The sequence below is a fragment of the Pseudomonas sp. GW821-FHT07G10 genome, from assembly GCF_059418545.1.
Genome location: NZ_JBWKQB010000023.1, coordinates 69,211 through 87,278 on the forward strand (window position 1 = coordinate 69,211; position 18,068 = coordinate 87,278).

An 18,068-nucleotide genomic window follows, 5' to 3' on the forward strand; every position below is an offset into this window, starting at 1 on the left:
TCAACAAAAATAAATAGCCCAGTTGGGTAACTCGGTTGTTTTAGTGATTGCCAGGCACTTATCACTGGTATGCTGTGTTGGTAAATACGTCGGCATGTCCATCAGGTACGCATGTAGATTATTACCATTTTGCGCTATTCGCTGAGCGACACACCGTCCTTACGGATTGAGATTCGACCGGCTGGATTGCCATCCTCCCTGAAGATTCGGCCGGCATCATTGGCGGTCAGCGACTCGAGTTCTTTAATGGTAATTTTGGCCATGAAATGGGTTCCCCCTACTTTTCCCCCCACAAAAACGTCGGCTCTTGATGGGCGTTCCTGGACACTCGTAGAGCTGAACACCGCTGGAGCTCAAGTAAATACTAGATTCGAAGAATCCAGGGTGAAATTTTGGAGTCTTTCAAGAAGTATGAAAAAAAAGATGGGGTGCTAGGGGGCGAGTGTTCGAACCACTCCGTCCCGACCATATAATTCAAGGGGTTGCGAGATTTTATCTCGCGACCCCTTTTTATTTTTTGTCGTTTTTACCCCCACAAAACGGCTAGTTCTGGTCGGAATCTTCAGCACCGTTGGTAGGATCTCCGTCAGAAAGCATCTGTTTGAGGCGTTCACGTTCTTCAGTTCCCGGTAGCACTCCAGTCGTAGTCGCCTCCAGCACTGTGATTCCCTCTGCGTTGAGTATCCTGACTTCGGCTTTTGCGTGACCGAGTTCATCGATGTCGGCGATGAGCCAGTGGCAGGTGATCTGTTCTCCCGCATAAACCGGTCGTTTGAACGCGAAACTCATCCCTGTTGCCAGCCAACCGATTTGCCCGCCAATTTCGGTGACGAGGCTGGCTGTCAGAAGGCCATGGGCGATGGGCGCCTTGAACCTTCGTATCTCGGCGTAGCGTGCATCGCAGTGAACCGGATTGTAGTCTCGAGAAATCTGCGCGAATTGACGAATATCGTCATCTGAAAAGCAGCGGACTATCGTGAACCGGTCTCCCACCTGGAGATCTTCGGCAGCACATTCTCTTGGGCTCATCATAAAGACTCCCTGGGCGGTGAGGGTGGGAGGTTAAAAAGTATGTTCGGGGCCTGGAAATGTTCCTGCTCCCACCTCAAGTGCAAAGTCCCTTGCTGCCGTCTGAAGTACCGAACGAAGGTCGGCGTATTGCTTGACGAATCGCGGCATACGACCTGCGCGCAGTCCGGCCATGTCCTGCCAGACCAGCACCTGGGCATCGCATTGGCTACCCGCGCCAATCCCGACGGTAGGAATTGAAACGGCTTCAGTGATCGCTCGACCCACATCTCCTGGCACCATCTCAATCAAAACAGCGAATGCGCCCGCTGCTTCAAACGCTTTGGCACTGTCTATCAGGCGCTGCGCATCTTCGCCCCGACCCTGGACTCGGTAGCCTCCCAGTTGATGTTCCATCTGTGGTGTGAAACCAATGTGTGCCATGACGGGTATGCCAGAGCGGACGAGCTTCTCGACCTGAGGCAGCATTTCGATCCCGCCCTCCAGTTTGACCGCATGCGCGCCGCCTTCTTTCATGAACCGGACGGCTGTGTGGAAGCATTGCTCCGCCGAAGCCTGATAAGAGCCGAAAGGAAGATCCGCAATCACCAGTGCCCGCCGTGTCGAACGGCTGACCGCGCGAACCAGAGGGATAAGTTCGTCAACGGTGATGGATAGCGTGGACTCATTGCCGAAGACATTATTAGAGGCGGAATCGCCCACCAGTAGGACAGGTATTCCGGCCTCTTCGAAAATGGCCGCGCTGTACATGTCATACGCGGTGAGCATCGCCCATTTCCGGCCCTCTACTTTCATTTGTTTCAGATGCGGGATCCGGACTCGTGGCGCCTGTTGGGCGTTGTCATACGGTGAAGGCTGATCGCTCATGGTGTCGTCTCGCTGAAATAATGGATTAACCCAGCATCTGCTCGGTGAGCAGAACGACCGCGATGATGACCATGGCCGCGCCGGAGAAACGACTGACCAAGTGAGCAGCGGCGGGGCGTGCCTGCAGTACGACCTGTGAGCCAAATCCGACCAGCAGATAGATAACGCCACAACTGACGGTGTGGATGAGCCCCAGCGCAATCATCTGCATCGGCACAGGCCAGGCAGCGGCAGCGTCGGTAAATTGAGGCAATAGCGCCAGGAACAGCAGGAACACTTTCGGATTCAGCCCGCTCACGCAAAGCCCCTTGATCGCCCAGCGCTTCCAGGAGCCCGACACCTGAATGTCATCAGCGTGCGGTGTAGCGGGGCGGGCAAGCATGTTGATGCCCAACCAAAGCAGATAACCCGCCCCGGCAACGGTAAGCACCGTCAAGGCAGCGGGGTGGTTGGCAACCAGCGTGCCGACACCACCGGCAACAATCACGGTGGCTATCAAATGACCGGACAACAGCCCGCCCACGGCGGGTATGACGACCCGGCCCCTCAAGCCCGCTGAAATCGCGTAGGCCCAATCTGCGCCTGGCGTGATGACGAACAGAATCGACACCGCCCAGAAGGCAACGAAAACGCTCAAGGTCATGGCGTTACCCACTCTTGCTGCTGACACATCGCTCTGTGCATCGTCCCGCTCCGCGAATCAAAGGCCGCCGCTCCTTTGGTCCAGGGAGTGCGGCAATTATTGGTGTGAGGAATAATAGTTAAATCTTGTTAGAATTTACTTTCAAAGATGGTCATGAAAACGCTACAAGATGGGAGATTCTTCCAAATGGACAGGATTGATCGAAAGATTCTTTCTGAGCTTCAAAAGGACGGTCGCCTTTCGGTCACCGAACTCGCCGAGCGTGTGGGACTGAGTCTTTCCCCTTGTCATCGACGAGTACGGGCACTGGAAGAGTCGGGTGTGTTGCTCGGCTATCGAGCACAGCTGGACCCGGGCGCATTGGGCCTTAACTTTTCCGCCATGGTGTTTGCCACGCTTCGTGAGGGAGACAGGCAAGCTGTCGAGGCTTTCGAGACGGCGCTCGTTGACATTGCGCAAGTGGTCGATGCCCAGAGGTTATTCGGGGAACCGGACTACCTGCTGCACGTCATCACTCAGGATTTGCCGGCCTTCCAACGGCTATACGATGAGAGCCTTTCGACCTTGCCCAACGTACAACGGTTGACCTCGACCCTCGTTATGAAACGGGTCATTCAGGATAGGCCTCTACCTTTGTGATGGCGGTGGTAAGCCCTGCGGTATCGTCTTTCAAGGGGAGGGGGTGGGCTGAAGCATCTAGTGAAAATAGACAGTGGGACAGTGCTGTTCGGAGCCGCGCACATACGTGGATTGCTGAGTTTGTAAGCTCAGCTATTTACTGTAATAGCATCTGGGCGAAAGGGGTAAGTCGGGTTGGCATGCGGGGGTGTCCTGACGCTTCACCTTACGACGCTCTGAAGTAAGCTCCTGAACCTCAAACGGATCGTTCAGAACGCCATTGCGTACTTCCAAAAGGATTGATTCATACAACGTCATGCTTTCTTCCTTAGAGAGATAGGCGGTCTGAAGGAAACCCGACCGCCGTGATTAATCGTTAACGCCAGTGCGCAAACACGCTTACGGCTAGAAAACCCGAACGGCGCCGGCCGCCGTAGGCAGGAAGATCCACGCCTCTTTCACAGACCGACCAGATGCCACCTCAATCGCTTGGGCATACGCGTCAAGTTGGCCTGCATGTTCTTCTGCCAGCCGCTCCCACTGCGTCTCGGGTGATGGGTTGGATTTGTGGTCAATCAGCACCCAGCCATCCTTGGTGTCCAGCAACAGGTCGATCCGACCATTCAATACCTGACCCGAGGTGAGCAGCTGCTGCACCGGGTATTCGGCCATGGCTTTAGCCTGCGGCCACCGGGACTCTATCCAGGCATGCAAGGCCAACAGCTGACCGATGACCTGGCTGGCGCTTACATGCTCGTGCACTCCGTGGCCCAGCAGCAGGCGCTGCACTTCGTCCAGGACGACGGGACGGCTTGGATCGGTGAACGAAAGGCACAGGCTGGCGTGAATCGCGGTTCCCAATGCACTCATTTCCGGGCTGCCCTGCAAGGCAATGCGGGTGCCGATCTGGCATTTTTCCCCGGCGCCTGTCACTGATCGGGTGACGCTGCTGGACGGTTGAAAACCCAGTGGCAAGCGAGGCTCGGCAGCTCCCAGCGGGGCAAACCAGTGCAGGTTTCGCGTGGCAACTGCGATAGGTTCTGGCGCATTGCTGGCGGTAAGTGTTCGGCAGTCGGTCGGCAGCGTTTTTCCGTTCGGCAAACTCAGAACAGGCTCGCCCGGGGTTGTCATCAACCACGGCGCCTGGATGCAGTCGAGCCACTGTCCGGTTATCTTTTTGCCAGAACGTGCAATCACCAACAAGTCACGGGCGCGAGTCATGCTCACGTAGAGCAGCCGTTTTGCTTCTTCAACGGCTTCCTCTCGGCACGTCTGGGCCAGGGCGGTCTGCTCGAACGTTTCGGCCAACGGTACCGCCTGCTGTTTGCCCAGCGGCCATGGCCAGTAGCAGATGAAGCGGTCGTGCAATGGTTTGTGAGGATCGAACGCGCTATTGGAGCGCGCCGAGACCGACCATAACCGGTCGCCAATATCGCGCGCCAAATCCATCAGGATGACGACCGGCCATTCCAGGCCTTTGCTGGCGTGGTGGGTCATGACCTGAACGGCATCCAATGCCGGTGTGGCCAATGCATCGTTTTTGCCGCTGGCCGTTTCGTCCAACCAGAGCACCAGCCCGGAGATCGATGCCGCCCCCAACCCATTTCGGCAGAGGTCCTCATATTGCTGCGCCAGGTCGATCAATGCGTCGAGGTTAGCCATGCGCTTTTGAGCCTGCGCAGCTGAGGTCGACCAGCCAGTGACGCGCGAGGGCAAATCACACTCGGCGATCAAGCGCTGCAACGCTTCCACAGGCGTCAGCAATGGAAGGTCAGCGCGCAGCCGCGCTACTGCCGCGACCAAGGGATGCGCCGGATAATCGTCGACGTCTTGCTCGCGCCACTGCGCTTTTGGATGACCTGCGTTCAGATAACGCAGGCGCTCCGCTACCCAACTTTCCGGTTCTTCGGACTCGGCCAACGAGACAATCTGTGCAGTAGCCAGCGTATCAGTGGGGTCGTTCAAACGACGCAAGCATGCCAGCGCCAGGGTTGCCTCTGCGGTAGCCAGCAATCCCGGCTGCGCGGTGGAGCAGGGCATGCCTGCTGCGGCAAGGGCTGCAGCCACTTTCGCAACGTTGCTGTGGGAGTAGCAAAGCACGGTGATATCGCCCAGACGAACATCACGGATTTCTTTGGTGGCTTTATCGAATACCTGATGCCGACTTTTCACCAGTTGGCCAATTCCTTCGGCCAACGCACTCACCTGTAGCTCGGCATTGCTGCCATCGAGTAACCAGTTGGCAAAAGCGGGCCCAGGCAATTGATCCTGGCGGGTGGGTAGCAGACGAACTTCCTCGGGCGGCAAGCTGTTGGAGAACGCCTGGCTAAACACTTCGTTGGCCAGTTCGACCAACTCCGGTCGTGAGCGCCACGAGTTACGCAACACCTGTTTCTCACCGCCCATTTCGGGTAACGCGTTGAGGATGGCCTGCATCAATGCACAGTCGCTGCCACGGAAGCCATAAATGGACTGCTTGATATCGCCTACCCAGTAAACCCGTTTGGCAAAGCGCGAAAGCTTCAGGAAGACTGCCAACTGCATAGGGCTGGTGTCCTGGAACTCGTCAACCATGACCAGATCAAGTTCTTGCTCCAGCACCTGAATCACGGCGGGGTTGTCCAGCAGTTTCAGCAATGCGTGTTCCTGGTCGGCAAAGTCCAGCACGCCGAGCTCAAGTTTGCTCTGGCTGTACACGTGCAATGCGTCGATGGCCAAGGTGAACACCTGTTCCAGATACACCGTGATATCGCGACGCAAGTCCGTGTGTTCTGCGTAGCGCTCTACCGTTTCGGTCAGGCTTGCAGCCAATGGCTTGAGCTTGGCTTCCGGGGCCGATTTGGCCAACTTTGCCCAGGCACTCCAGCGCGCGTTGCCTTGCAGCAACTCACGGTGGAAATCCATGAGCAGGGATACATAGTCCGCCGTAAGCTTTATCTTGCTGTTGGCAGCGATCAGTTGTCCAAGCACATCAGGAATGATGCGTAGGAGCTCACCACTCAAGTCGGTTTTGGTCGCTGTGGGAAAATGCTCAAGCATGTCCTCGGCATTGCGGACAGCAAAGCCACGAGCCAGATCGAGGTCGATGTCGTTGGTGCGTAGCTGATCCAACAGTCGGCGCAGTTCATCGAGCCAGTTATTGCTTGCATAGTCGCCCTGTTGATGGGTGACCTCCAGGCCCAGACGGCGTGCGATGGCGAGGAAGCTGTCCATGCTTTCGCCATGCAGCACCCGATCGATCGCCTGATTGAGCAGCACTTTCGCCTGATTCTCTTCCAGGACTCGCTGTTGGGGTGGCATGCCTGCTTCAAATGCGAAGCGCTCAAGCAATTGGCCGCAAACGCTGTTGACGGTGCCTATGCGGGCCTGGCCCATCGCGGTGGCCAAGCTGATTTCACCTTTTTCGAGCAGATGGCTGCGTACTCGCTCGCGAAGTTCCGCCGCCGCTTTTCGTGTGAAGGTGGTGGCAATAACGCCTGCAGGCTGGACCTGCTGGCTGAGCAGTTCCTGGTGCAGAATCTCTGTGAGCCGGTGAGTCTTTCCGCTACCGGCGCCTGCGCTGATAAAAGTGATGTGCGCGTTCATGGGCATTGTCATTGCTCCCATCCGGCTAGGGCCAGGTAGTCGTTGTAGGCTTCCTTGAGGTATTCCATCGGCATCGCCTTCTCGGGTGGTGTGGAAGCCTCGTCCTCTTCAATGCCCTCCAGCGCCACTTCAAAGAGACCCGCAGTAATTTGCGCCTGACGCCATTTCCAGGTCTCGGTAAAGCTCCGCCAGAGCTCGGGCGTGGTGCTTGGTGGATTGGCGGGCACCCGTTCCGAATCGGCAAATACGCGGTCGTCCGGTGTCAGCAGGCGGGCGGACTCCAGAATGAAATACGCCACGGACGGCAACGAGCCGGTCTCCTGACGAAGCAACTCGGCATAAATCGCCAGTTGCAAATGGCGGTTCGCCTTGAGTTGTTCGGGGTATTTTTTGCCGCCGGCCCACTTCATGTCGACGATGGCTCGATGCCCGTCTTTTGTGGTCAGTACCAGGTCGGCAGAACCCGCCAGAGCGCCTCCGGCGAATTGCCCGTCCAACGCCTGCTCTGCGGTTACGATGCGGACATTGGCATTGGCAAAGTGCGCTCGCAGCTGGGTCATTGCACGCAACACTCGGTGGCGCAGGGTCGACAGATCGGCACCGCGCCCCTCCATCAACAGCACGGCCCCTTCCTCACGAACCACGCGCTGGAAATGAATCGAGAACCATGTGTCGAAGTCCGCTGCGTTCATGGTCAGCGCGTCCATTCTGCTGAAAAAGTGTTCAGCCAAACGGTGGGCAAGCGAACCGTTCAAAAGAAAGCTGTCGCTCAGGCTGAGACTCTTGGATGCCTGAATTTTGGCTCCATACTGGAGCAGCCATTGGTAAGGGTTGAACAACAGCAGATTGAGGCTCGAGAAAGAGGCTTTTTCCGGCAGTGCCAGCGGCATGTCTGGCGGCAGCTTCCACCAGCGTTTGCGCACCGGCAGGGGGACCGACGGTTGGGGCTGACAGAGTGGGCCGGGCGTATGCAGAAGGTCCTCTAGTGCGTGCACTTTCGGGTGCTGCGCCACCGCTTCGATCATCTGCCAAAGTGGATGACTTTCCTCGTGTGGCGGCGCGAGCACCAGTGTCAGCTGGCAGTTCGCGGCCAGAACAGGCCGCAGCCAGTCCTGGGCCGCTTGAGCCAGCAGCGTCCCACCGTCGGGCAGCGCCACACCAGCGTTTGCGAGTTGCAGCAGTTCCGCCTTGGACCACGGCGAAATTGCAGGCAATGACGGCATGGCCAGGTTCCACCACACCACCGTGTCCGAGTTCTCAATAGCGGCACCCGGGCGGGAAACGGTCAAATGGGCGCCGACCTGAGCGGCCAGTAACGGATTATCCGTGCCGCTCGCAGTGGCCTGTTCGATCACCTGCTGCAACTGCCGCGGACGCAACCGCTCGACGCCTTGAAGCTGAAGGGTCTCGAGTGCTTCCAAAGCAGCCTCACACTGCGCATAACCCGCCCGAGCAGCCAGACTGTGCGCAGGTTCTTCGTGCCCAAGGCGCGGTTGAAAGAACGCCAGCAAGCGTTGGACACGTACCAGCACTTCGCTCAGCGGCGCGCCTTCGTCAGCACTGAACGCGGGAGCTTCGAGCCAGTCGCCAATGGACGCCCGTACGCGAGGCGCTTCGGCACCGTAGTGCTCTGCTATACGCTCGAGTACTTTTTCCCATGCGGCTCCGACAATACCGGGCATGCTCGATACTTTGGTTGCCAACTGTCGACGGGCAAACAGTCGAATCGGGCATATCGGATGGGTCAGAAACTGCAATAGCGCCGGATAATTCAGCGGCGCCCAAAGTAACTCCATTGCCAAAGGCAATACCTGCAGGGCCGGCCGCAAATCACTGTTGCCATTCAGGCCATGGCGAGCCTGGTTTGCACCGACCATATAACCGTCGAGGCAACCGCCTTCAGCGCAGGCCACCAGCAAGGTCTGCGCGCCCTCATCCAGAGAGCGGCTCAACCAGCTCGCCCCCAACACTCGAGTCTGTGCCTGAACGACTTTTACCGTGCCGTCCTCTTGCCACGGCATCGGCGTTACTCGCTCACCGGCAATGCTCTTGCGCAATTGTGCCTGCAACTGCCCCAGAAAGCCTTGCGCCGTACCCACCGGCATCTCAAGACGCTCGCGAGGGAGGTGATGCAACACCGCTTGCCAGGCAACTGGATACACTTCCCAATCGTCAGCCAGCAGCACGGTCTTGATGGGTGGTCGCCGTACAGCCAGAGCCTCGGCAACATTGTGCAGACGTTGTCCCATCGAAGGTGCGACCACCTCGCGAGCTCTGATCTCTACCTCGGCAAGGTCCTTGAGGCGCAGGCTGGCATCTGTACCTACGCACCCGTCCCAACCGTACAGATACAAGTCATCCCGCCAGGCCAGTAACGCAGCGGCCACACCCAGCTCATCAGCGGAAAAACTGGCGTGATAGAAGCGCTGTGCGTTATTGCGGTGTGCCAGGCAATCCCGATACGCCGCTGTACGCTGCGCCGCGCAAGGCTGATGTGCCACCAGACCCAGTTGAGTTTCCAGAATATCCAGCAACCCCTGTGGCCCGACTGTCAATGCCCCCAGCCGATTGCTCGCCCGGGTTGCCCGCTGACCATCGAGTTGCATACCGAACGTGATGAGCATTTCAGACACGTTGACTCTCCTTGTGAACGTTGAGGGTTCAACGCACCGCAATCGATGTGTTGTTGTAATGACCTAAAGACAGACTTTTCTGAGCTGTTTGCGGCTAGCCTACGTACGGGGTGCGACGGATTACGTCGTGGCCAGCACGTTCTTCAGCGAAACCACTGTGCCCGCCACATTCTCGACATCACCCGTCGGCCGATAAGCCGTCGCCGCGCGCTGCAGCGTGTCGCCAATCTGAGTCCGAAGCTCGACTGGTAGCTCCACTACCATTGCATCGCCTTGGGACAGAATCCACCAATGCAACTGCCAGGTATTGCTCAGCGTCGAGCGCAATCGATAACCATCCTCCAACTGCTCCAGCGTCATGTCCGTACTCAACGGAGTCTCGCGAATCAAGCGTGCCTGCCGCTCGCTCACCCACGCCTGAAACTGAATCTTTGCCGGCGTTCCGAACTGCAGAGCGTCGCTGGCCAGGTACTCGCGCAGGTCGAAACCCTGCAATCCCTCCACAGGTTTATCGAGCTGATCGACATTGCGAAAACGATGCACAGCAAACTGGCGCACATCGGTATACGGATGCGCCGTGGCAATCAAATAGGTCACCAATCCGCGTTGCACCATCGCCAGCGGATTGAGCGTCATCTCGCTCAACTTGTCGGTGTGCGCAGAGTAATACTGGCACTGCACCTGACGCTCATTGATCAGCGCCTTCTGCAATGCCTCCAGCATCTGCGGGTCGATGTCCGGTGCCTGGAGGTTCAGATCCGGCCGCACACTGGCGACCTTCTCCAACCAACGGGCAGCGGGGTTATCGTCCTCCAACCCCTTGAGCTTCTGTCGTGCATGCACGAAGCGCGGCTCCAGCACGCTGAGCATACTGGCGGGCAACAACGGGCGGATCGCGTCTGCAACCAATGTCAGGCTCAAGGCTTCGGTCAGCGTAATGCCCTGCAACTCCACATTCACCCCAGGCGTCCAGTACCAGGCTTGCGGCGTGATCTCATCGTTGCACTGCAACGGAAAGACCAGCGACAGATCAATCAAATCACGCTCGACGGTGCGCCGGCTGATCTTGAAACCGGAAGACTCAAGACGCGCCAGCAACTCGGTCACTGTGATACCTGATTCACGCTTGGGCAGATGCTTGAGCAGTTCCCACTGGCGGCTAACCGTGGAATGCGATTTGGCTGAAGGCACGGGAATGTCCTTGTGCAGAGGCTTGGAGGGCGAAAGGGTGCTACGCCTTGACCACTGGATAACAGGCATCGCCCCACAGTGTTCTCGGGTTGTCGAGCATGAGCAGAATCACCAGTGGAACAAGCTTGCCGAGCAGCTTGGCGCGATTAACGCTGCCTTCCCATGTGGCGCCGCCATGGATCAGTTGGTTGCGCAGGGTATAGATGCGGTTGAACATCTGATGGTCATCGATATCGGTCGCATAAGCGGCGTTGAAGGCGATCCAGAGGAAGATGAAACGACCATCCACGTCCTGCGCCTGTTCGGCGCGATTGAGCCAACTCAGGGCCCGATGAACCCGCAGCGCAAGGTTGGGGTGGTGCGCGTCACGTTCGTTGCGGTGGCGGGTCTTGAGTGACTGGTAATCCATTCCAGGCCTTTCCTTGGGGCTGAGGGGGGCTGCTTAGTGTTGAGTGTCGTGGCTGCATCGGCTGATGAAGGCCGGGCTTGAGCGTTCAGGGGAATTCATGCGACACATTTTGCCGCGCAATGGCGATAGGCTATCACTTATTAAAGTTTTTGATCTATACGCGGATATGTGTGGAGGGCATCCAGGGACGCCGCCATTTCAACCGGAAGCGCTCGTTAGTGACTGCAAGGGCGAATTGTCGGCCGCCGACGCTCATCGTCGCCTGACTGAATCGTCTGTGATTCATTTTTGGTGGCGACGCAATCTGTCGCGAGGTATGGGCATGCTCAAACCATCCAACAATGGGAGTAAGGACTGTGCTGAAAAATATCCTGGCCACCGTCGGCGTCTTCGTCATCGCCAAGAAAGGGTACGAGGTGTATCGGCATTACAAGGCGTTGGAGGCGGAGAATGAGTTCTTGCGCAAGGGGCAGGGACCGGCCTAGTGTCCGCCCGTCTCAACCCACTCCTGGATTTGGTAAGGAAGTCACCATGAAGCAATTGGCAGCTCAAACAGTCTCATCGTTGTGGCCAATGATGGGCGAGTTGGGACCGCTTCGAACGCCCTCGCAAAGCGCTTCATTCGGTGTAGAAAGCGTAATGCCTGAGCGAGTCAAGGTGTCGGTCGGGAAGACCGGGCTTGTTATCCCCAAGGCCGCCTTCGAAGCAGCGTTGGAGTATCTGTATGCCAACGATCATCATGCAGGCAATCCGTGTGTGATTGAGTCTGCTAATGGCCATGAAAAAGCCGGCCCCCTTTGCAAAGCCGCCCGCCTGCTTCCCTCTGGAGCGTACGGCCAGCGAAATATCACCTATGTACTTCCGATTCTGGAGCAACTGGGGGTTGTGGGCATCAGCCCGAAAAGACCCACTTCCGTCTGGCTGACGAACCGGCCAATTGCTGTCGTGGCTGACCGTCAACCAACCGAACAGGTCATTGACAGCACACATCCAGGACTCCTGACCCCTAACCAGCTGGCTTTCGCCAATCATCTGGGCGCGCTGTGGGTGGGGGAGCCAGGATCTTTCGAACATCGCTATCAAACCAGCAAGCATCATTCCTGGAAACCCTGGAAACGGCTTGCCAAAGGTAGCGACTGGTGGTGTTTGACCCTGCCTCAGGCAGTTGAGCATTATTCGTGGCCTGAAAGGCCCGCACCTGATGACTTTGCCAGCATTGCGAGCCGACTTTGCCAAGCGCTCGATGCGAACGATCACATTGCTGCACAAACAGCCTGCCTGGAGATATTCAGTTGGGGCGGCGTCGCTCGCAAGGAGGACGATGCTTCCCTGGTGTGGGTCAAGGCGCAAGCCGCTGCCGAGACCTTGTGCTCAGCTATCCTCGCCGCCGTCAAACTGCTTCGGCCCGAATGCAATGCATCGCTGAAGGCCTTTGATGGCAAGAACCTGCTCATGAACTCCGCGATGACCAAGATTTACGCGGCGGCAGACCCGGACAACATCATCATCTACGATGGGCGGGTGGGCGCTGCATTGGGATTGTTGGCGCGTCGCTGGCTTGTGAAAAATCGACAGTACGTCGTACCGGCCGACCTCGCGTTTCGCTGGGGACCGAACACCAAAACGGCCAATAACAAGGCGGAAACGCGTGACCCCTCGCGTGATGGATTCGAATTTGTATCGCTTTATAAAACCAGCACTTTGGCGACGAACCAAACCGAGTATTGGGCCGATCTTGTCCGTGTTACCAACCGTATCCTGGAAAAAGTGGTCTTGGCGCTCACCGCTCAAGGGCGGGTAGTAACCCTGCTGGAGCTGGAGCGGGCATTGTTCATGATTGGCTATGACGTCCGTTAGCCGATGGCGACGGTCAACCAATAGTCCACCGAGATCTGCTGCGGCTCGGTCGGCGGTAGAGCGTAGGAGGTCATAATGGAATTCCAGGCTCAACAGTTGCGCGATGCATCCCGTGTCGTGGTCTTCTCGGGCGCCGGTATTTCCGCAGAGAGCGGCATCCCCACATTCCGCGATGCCTTGACCGGGCTATGGGAACGATTTGACCCTGCCGCTTTGGCCACTGCACAAGCCTTTCGCAATGACCCCGCCCTGGTGTGGGGTTGGTACGAATGGCGGCGTGCCAAGGTACTGGCGGCACAACCGAACGCCGCGCACCTGGCGATAGCCAAACTGGCTACGCGAGTGCCCAAGCTTACCGTTGTCACCCAGAACGTCGATGACTTGCTGGAGCGCGCAGGGTGCCCTGACGTATTGCATTTGCACGGCAGCCTTGGCTCGCCGCGCTGCTTTGCCTGCGCGCGACCCTATGAGTTCAAAGGTGATCAACTCGATGAACCTGAACAGGGGCGCAGCATCGAGCCGCCACGCTGCCTGCATTGCAACGGCAAAGTGCGGCCGGGCGTCGTCTGGTTTGGCGAATCGCTACCGGATGACCTGTGGCGCAAGGCGATGGCAGCAGCCAGGGATTGTGATCTGTTGCTGTCGGTGGGCACTTCGGGGCTGGTACAGCCAGCGGCCGAGATACCGCGGATTGCCCTGCAGCACGGGGCGCGGGTGGTGCACATCAATGTGCAGCCGGAGGCGGTAGCGGGGGGGCGTGCGTTCAGCCTGATCGGCAGGGCAGCAGAAGTTCTGCCGCGGCTGGTGGAGCAAGCATTTGGATAGCGAGTAAGGCGAGTTGCTATCGGCTTTCAGTTAATTGTCGCATTCAGCCCGTTCAGTGGATGAACCCAATAGGACGCTGCAGCCCTGCAGACTTTAACCGACACTCTGCCAACAATGCAGCCGCTAACTCGTCGGCACTCTCGAACGGCTTGAAGCGCCCACGCCGCGCCACTGCCGCAAAGTCACCCGGAGTCAGACGCCCTTCACCAAGCAATCGCTGCCCAGCGGCCTGTTTCGGATCCTTCAGCCCCAGCGCGTTCAGATGCGCAGCGAACAACGCCAGCGTCTGGGCCGGCGCCAGATAGCCAAAATGCACCTTCAAATCGAAGCGGCGCAACGAAGCTTCATCCAGGTCGCAAATCAAGTTGGTGGACGCAATGAATAGCCCGCTGTAGCTCTCCATCTGTGTGAGCATCTCGTTCACTGTGGTCACCTCCCAGCTCTGCCGCGCCTTGCGGCGGTCCTGCAGAAAACTGTCGACCTCGTCGAGCAGCAGCACCGCGTCTTCCTGTTGGGCGCGCTCGAAGGCACTAGCCAGGTTCTGCTCGGTCATGCCCACGTAGGGCGAGACCAGATCGGACACCCGTTTGACCATCAGCGGCTTATCCAACTCCTGGGCCAGCCAGCGCCCGAACGCGGTTTTGCCGGTGCCAGGCGGGCCATAGAAACAAAGCCGCGCCTGGGGATGGGCGCGCAGCCCCTCGACCAGGCCGGCGAGTGGCAGGTCGGCGTTGATCCATTCCGGCGAATAGAAGGTTGGCAAGCCGTTGGCGTCGTTGTGCGGCAACTTGGCGAAACCTTGGGCTTTGAGGGTACCGTCGACGATGCAGCGGATGGTGCCGTCCAAGGCCTTGCCCGCGCGCTGCGACACATTGCGGCCCACCCGCACGGCACGCTCGAGCACCGCCGGGGTAACTTGCCCGTGAGCCGAGAGATGCTCGACTAACTCGTCGCCCAGCTTGCCGCCACCACAGTCGCGCAACAGTCGCTCGCGCTGCGCCAGCGGCGGGTTGGGCATCTCGATCACCAGATCGAAGCGACGGATATGTGCAGCGTCGATCGCCTCGATGCTGTTGCTCAGCCAGAAGCACGGCAACGCATTTTCCTCAAGCATGCGGTTGATCCAGGCCTTTTGGGAGCGGCCGTTGATATCGAAGGTGGCGGTTTGAAAGATATCCTCGATCTCGTCGAGCACCAGCAAGGCCCGCTGCGCATGCAACACGCTGTTGGCCGCACGCAGTGAACATAACCGCTGCTGTGGGTGAAGCGGGTCGCCATAACTATCGGTGCACGCCACCTCGTAAAGCGCACTGTTCAGGCTCTTGGCGAGTAAGCGGGTCAGCTGGGTCTTGCCGGTGCCCGGCGGGCCGTAGAGCAAGATGTTCACCCCGGCCCGGCCCTGCGCCAACGCCTTGGCAAGATAGCGTTCGGCGATATCCAGCGGCTGCTCCACATGGCCGTAGTGCTCGCGAATCAGATTACCCGGCGGGCTCAAGCGGAACGCATAGGCAAACAACTCCAGTGGCGAGCCTTGGCTGAAACGCAGAAGCCCGGGCAGGTCCTGGTTGCTCACAGACAGCAAAGAACTCAGCACCATAGTGGAAGCGCGGTGGCTGGTACCGAGCTCCAACAAGCCAGCACGCACCAGCTGACTGTCACGACTCAGGCATGTTCTGACCTCTGTCAGCGGCAGGCCCAACAACACCGACAATGACTTGAGCGCTCGGTTGTAGCCCAACATGCCCAACTGGTCGGTGGCATCGCTGAGCACCGGATCGTTGTGCATCAGCACGCAGAAGCCCAACACCCGCAACTCAGCTTCGCTCAACTCCAGTAAGGATCCCAGCGCCTGGAGGTTGCTTGCCAAGCGATCGGGGTAAGGCGCATGGGGATAATCGGCCTTGAATGCGCGCGCACTCTGGTGCAATGCCTTCAACGCCTGTGCCGCGTTGTATTCATTGCCATCGACCCACTCCACCAGGCCCAGTTCCCGGGCCAGTTCGTCATCGTTGAAGCCGTGGCGGCCGATGAAGGTGCGGTGACCACCGAGGTCCAGCATCAGCTGAAAACTCCACTTCAGCGAGAGCGGACAGGTGTCGCCGGCACGCAGGCTGTCGTGGGCGAAAGGGGTAAGTCGGGTTGGCATGCGGGGGTGTCCTGACGCTTGGGAGAAGACAGGATGGGGGGAGGGGTGGTCAGAATGTGTCGTGTGATGAAGCCCCAGTTGAGCGTCTTCTCGCACATCGCGCGAACGTGCCAGCGCAAACCGGTGTAGACCAATGTGTGCGGTGCGAAGAGACAGGTTGCCCGGGTAAGAGTAGTGGCCACGACGGTATCGACGAGGAGTGCGCGCTCTTGTGCGCTTTCGTATTCAAGCAAAGGTTTGGTGCGACACATTCTGGCGCTTAATGGCTATAGGCTATCGATCATTAAAGTTGAGGATCCAATAGCAGATACCCTGGGGGATAACCTTAAGCAATCGGCAACAGGGCGGCACTTGAAGTCATTCGAAGGGGCCGGCATGGCGCCGGTAATCTGCGTCTACATTCAAACAGGGAACGTATGGGCATCATTGTTGGCGCGGTAATCTGTCTTCTGGTTTTGCGGGCCTTCTTGGGCCTGATCGAAAAAGGTACCGACTCCCAATTCCTGCGACCCTTCATTGGACTTTTCCTTATCGCCACCCTGATTGCCGGGGTAGGGCTGATACTGAATCTCTTGTTCCACGGCATCGAGGAATACTTCCTGCTTGCCGCCAAAGCGGTAGCAGTGTTCACCGCGGTCGTGCTCTGCCTTCGCCTGATCGGCGTAATTGGCAAAAAATTCTTCCTCCAGCAATAACGCAAACCACTGTGTGACAGAGCTGTTCAATCGGAGTTTCACTTGTGGAAAAACACTTCAAGTTTTTGACCTTGCCTCATCAAGCGAGCACGGTGGCTAACGTATTCATTCACGGTTACTCGGCCGGCCATGACCTGCGCGATCGCAGGGCTTTGTCCAGGCAAGTCCCATCCACGCTTCATAGCGGTATAAACATTTTGGGTTTCTGGCGCTCGAGTCATTACTCCCATGTGAACAGCGTGTCGCGCGGCCTGATATACGGAGCATCTCGGGTGCATCCTTATGCCGCGGCGGCGGCTGTGGTAGCCGACCGGGCAGCGCACTTTGCCCTCATCCGACGCCGTGCGACGCAAATGGGAGATGTACTTCTGAGCGAGCTGGACGATTATCTGCTCGAGAAACATCCCTATGTGACCGAGGTCAACCTGATTGGTCATTCCTTGGGTGGCCGGGTATTGGTCAGCGCACTAAGGAAGTTGGTCCGTCAACCCGACTACTGTTGTCTCACCATAGGTGACGTGCTTCTTATGGCTGCAGCGGTAGAAGTAACTGCTGACGAGGCGCTGGCTATCAAGGGGCGTATTAGTGGTCGCCTGATCAACGCTTACTCCAAGTCTGACGCTATATTGTTGATGAACATCGACGAGACTTGCCTGGGCCGCCACGAGGTTCCGAATTTCGAAAACGTTGCCATGACCGGTTATGGACACTTGGATTATTGGCCGAAATTGCACGAAGTCCTGAAATGCACCGGTTTCGCCGGTTTCCAGGGGCAGCAGTTACCCGCGCCCATCAGCAGTGGCGAGGCGCTGGAAAAAGACCACATTCGTGACGACTACTTGCTCTACGACCTGCTGGATCTTTCGCCCCCGCAAGTATTGGACGAAGCGGTCAAGCATCTCAAAACCAGCAGCTGGACTGACCTGGACGACAACGACAAGCTGTACTCCTTCACCAGGGAGCTCCAGCTGTTGGGAGGCAATTGTCTGGCCAACATGACTCGCCGCCAGGGTTTGCCATACGCCGAGGTGCTCGAAATGCTGGCTTCACATTTTGAATTGCGCGCCGAAATACATGATTGCGGAACTATCCTGGACCTCGAAGCCGCGTTGGTATGCAAGTTTTTCAGTAATGCCTTCCCGGGCGGCCATGTTTTGAGCCATTCGCCCATCAAGGCGCTAAAAAACATGTCCGAGCGCAATTACTTCAAACACATAGATGCACTAGCTGAGCGGTTGACGCTGGAGTCCTATATCAAGTCGCCGGCGTCAGCCAGCACGGCTGAAGACTCGTCACCAATCAGTTCGCAGACCGCATTGGCAACTGTAGCGAGTGCTACGTCGTTGAGCGTGCTTTCATTTCTGCCCGGGATGCTGGCGAAATACTCAGTGAGCCGGGTAATTACCAATTTCAAGACGGCGTTAATGCCAGGGTACTCGGCGTTGATACCGGCAGTGGCGATTATCTTTTATGCGCGCGTGAAGTTGGGGAATGAGGGGTTGGTTTGAGAGCAGCATTCGCTTCTGAAGGTTGGTGGCTATTGCAGAGAGTTTTATCGAACGCGATCGCT

The 18,068-nt window shown here is 57.8% G+C and carries 15 protein-coding genes; 5 read left to right on the forward strand and 10 right to left on the reverse strand.

All coding sequences use genetic code 11. The features are described 5' to 3' along the window. Positions 1–134 precede the first annotated feature (134 nt). The 4 genes from AC07O1_RS22570 to AC07O1_RS22585 all read right to left on the reverse strand — a co-directional run bounded on the left by AC07O1_RS22570 (position 135) and on the right by AC07O1_RS22585 (position 2,539). Entirely contained in the window at positions 135–263 is a 129-nt protein-coding gene (locus AC07O1_RS22570) for a hypothetical protein (RefSeq protein ID WP_495090197.1), read from the reverse strand. A 280-nt stretch (positions 264–543) separates the two neighbouring features. Next, positions 544–1,032 (reverse strand): MaoC family dehydratase, encoded by a 489-nt coding sequence (locus AC07O1_RS22575; RefSeq protein WP_495090165.1) that lies wholly within the window; start codon positions 1,030–1,032, stop codon positions 544–546. A gap of 30 nt (positions 1,033–1,062) precedes the next feature. Continuing rightward, positions 1,063–1,896 (reverse strand): 3-methyl-2-oxobutanoate hydroxymethyltransferase, encoded by an 834-nt coding sequence (panB, locus tag AC07O1_RS22580; RefSeq protein WP_495090166.1) that lies wholly within the window; start codon positions 1,894–1,896, stop codon positions 1,063–1,065. 25 nt (positions 1,897–1,921) lie between these two features. Continuing rightward, complete coding sequence (locus AC07O1_RS22585) at positions 1,922–2,539, reverse strand: LysE family translocator (protein ID WP_495090167.1); 618 nt, start codon at positions 2,537–2,539, stop codon at positions 1,922–1,924. A gap of 186 nt (positions 2,540–2,725) precedes the next feature. On the opposite strand from AC07O1_RS22585, the gene AC07O1_RS22590 reads away from it, so the two are divergent. After that, on the forward strand, positions 2,726–3,178 hold the full coding sequence (locus AC07O1_RS22590; RefSeq protein ID WP_495011726.1) for an Lrp/AsnC family transcriptional regulator: 453 nt from the start codon (positions 2,726–2,728) through the stop codon (positions 3,176–3,178). A gap of 384 nt (positions 3,179–3,562) precedes the next feature. Here the strand turns inward: AC07O1_RS22590 and AC07O1_RS22595 are convergent, their stop codons facing one another. The 4 genes from AC07O1_RS22595 to AC07O1_RS22610 form a co-directional block, all read right to left on the reverse strand. Beyond that, positions 3,563–6,742, reverse strand: coding sequence for a UvrD-helicase domain-containing protein (locus AC07O1_RS22595; RefSeq protein ID WP_495090168.1), 3,180 nt, complete (start codon positions 6,740–6,742; stop codon positions 3,563–3,565). 8 nt (positions 6,743–6,750) lie between these two features. Continuing rightward, entirely contained in the window at positions 6,751–9,366 is a 2,616-nt protein-coding gene (locus AC07O1_RS22600; RefSeq protein ID WP_495090195.1) for a PD-(D/E)XK nuclease family protein, read from the reverse strand. Between the two features lie 129 nt (positions 9,367–9,495). Next, a complete protein-coding gene (locus tag AC07O1_RS22605; protein ID WP_495090169.1) occupies positions 9,496–10,566 on the reverse strand; it encodes a helix-turn-helix transcriptional regulator in 1,071 nt (356 codons plus the stop codon). Between the two features lie 40 nt (positions 10,567–10,606). Continuing rightward, positions 10,607–10,975 (reverse strand): hypothetical protein, encoded by a 369-nt coding sequence (locus tag AC07O1_RS22610; RefSeq protein ID WP_495090170.1) that lies wholly within the window; start codon positions 10,973–10,975, stop codon positions 10,607–10,609. Between the two features lie 356 nt (positions 10,976–11,331). Between AC07O1_RS22610 and AC07O1_RS22615 the strand changes: the two genes are divergently transcribed. The 3 genes from AC07O1_RS22615 to AC07O1_RS22625 all read left to right on the forward strand — a co-directional run bounded on the left by AC07O1_RS22615 (position 11,332) and on the right by AC07O1_RS22625 (position 13,657). Next, a complete protein-coding gene (locus AC07O1_RS22615) occupies positions 11,332–11,460 on the forward strand; it encodes a hypothetical protein (RefSeq protein WP_275671774.1) in 129 nt (42 codons plus the stop codon). A gap of 46 nt (positions 11,461–11,506) precedes the next feature. Beyond that, a complete protein-coding gene (locus AC07O1_RS22620) occupies positions 11,507–12,832 on the forward strand; it encodes a hypothetical protein (RefSeq protein WP_495090171.1) in 1,326 nt (441 codons plus the stop codon). A gap of 75 nt (positions 12,833–12,907) precedes the next feature. Beyond that, positions 12,908–13,657 (forward strand): SIR2 family NAD-dependent protein deacylase, encoded by a 750-nt coding sequence (locus AC07O1_RS22625; RefSeq protein ID WP_495090172.1) that lies wholly within the window; start codon positions 12,908–12,910, stop codon positions 13,655–13,657. A 52-nt stretch (positions 13,658–13,709) separates the two neighbouring features. Here AC07O1_RS22625 and AC07O1_RS22630 read toward each other — a convergent pair whose 3' ends face one another. Both AC07O1_RS22630 and AC07O1_RS22635 read right to left on the reverse strand, forming a co-directional pair. After that, positions 13,710–15,803, reverse strand: a complete 2,094-nt coding sequence (locus tag AC07O1_RS22630; protein WP_495090173.1) for an AAA family ATPase — start codon at positions 15,801–15,803, stop codon at positions 13,710–13,712. Between the two features lie 401 nt (positions 15,804–16,204). Beyond that, positions 16,205–16,528 (reverse strand): hypothetical protein, encoded by a 324-nt coding sequence (locus AC07O1_RS22635; RefSeq protein WP_495090174.1) that lies wholly within the window; start codon positions 16,526–16,528, stop codon positions 16,205–16,207. Positions 16,529–16,542: 14 nt separating this feature from the next. Here AC07O1_RS22635 and AC07O1_RS22640 point away from each other — a divergent pair, with 14 nt between their 5' ends. Further along, positions 16,543–18,006, forward strand: coding sequence for a DUF726 domain-containing protein (locus tag AC07O1_RS22640; RefSeq protein WP_495090175.1), 1,464 nt, complete (start codon positions 16,543–16,545; stop codon positions 18,004–18,006). The last annotated feature ends 62 nt before the right edge of the window (positions 18,007–18,068 follow it).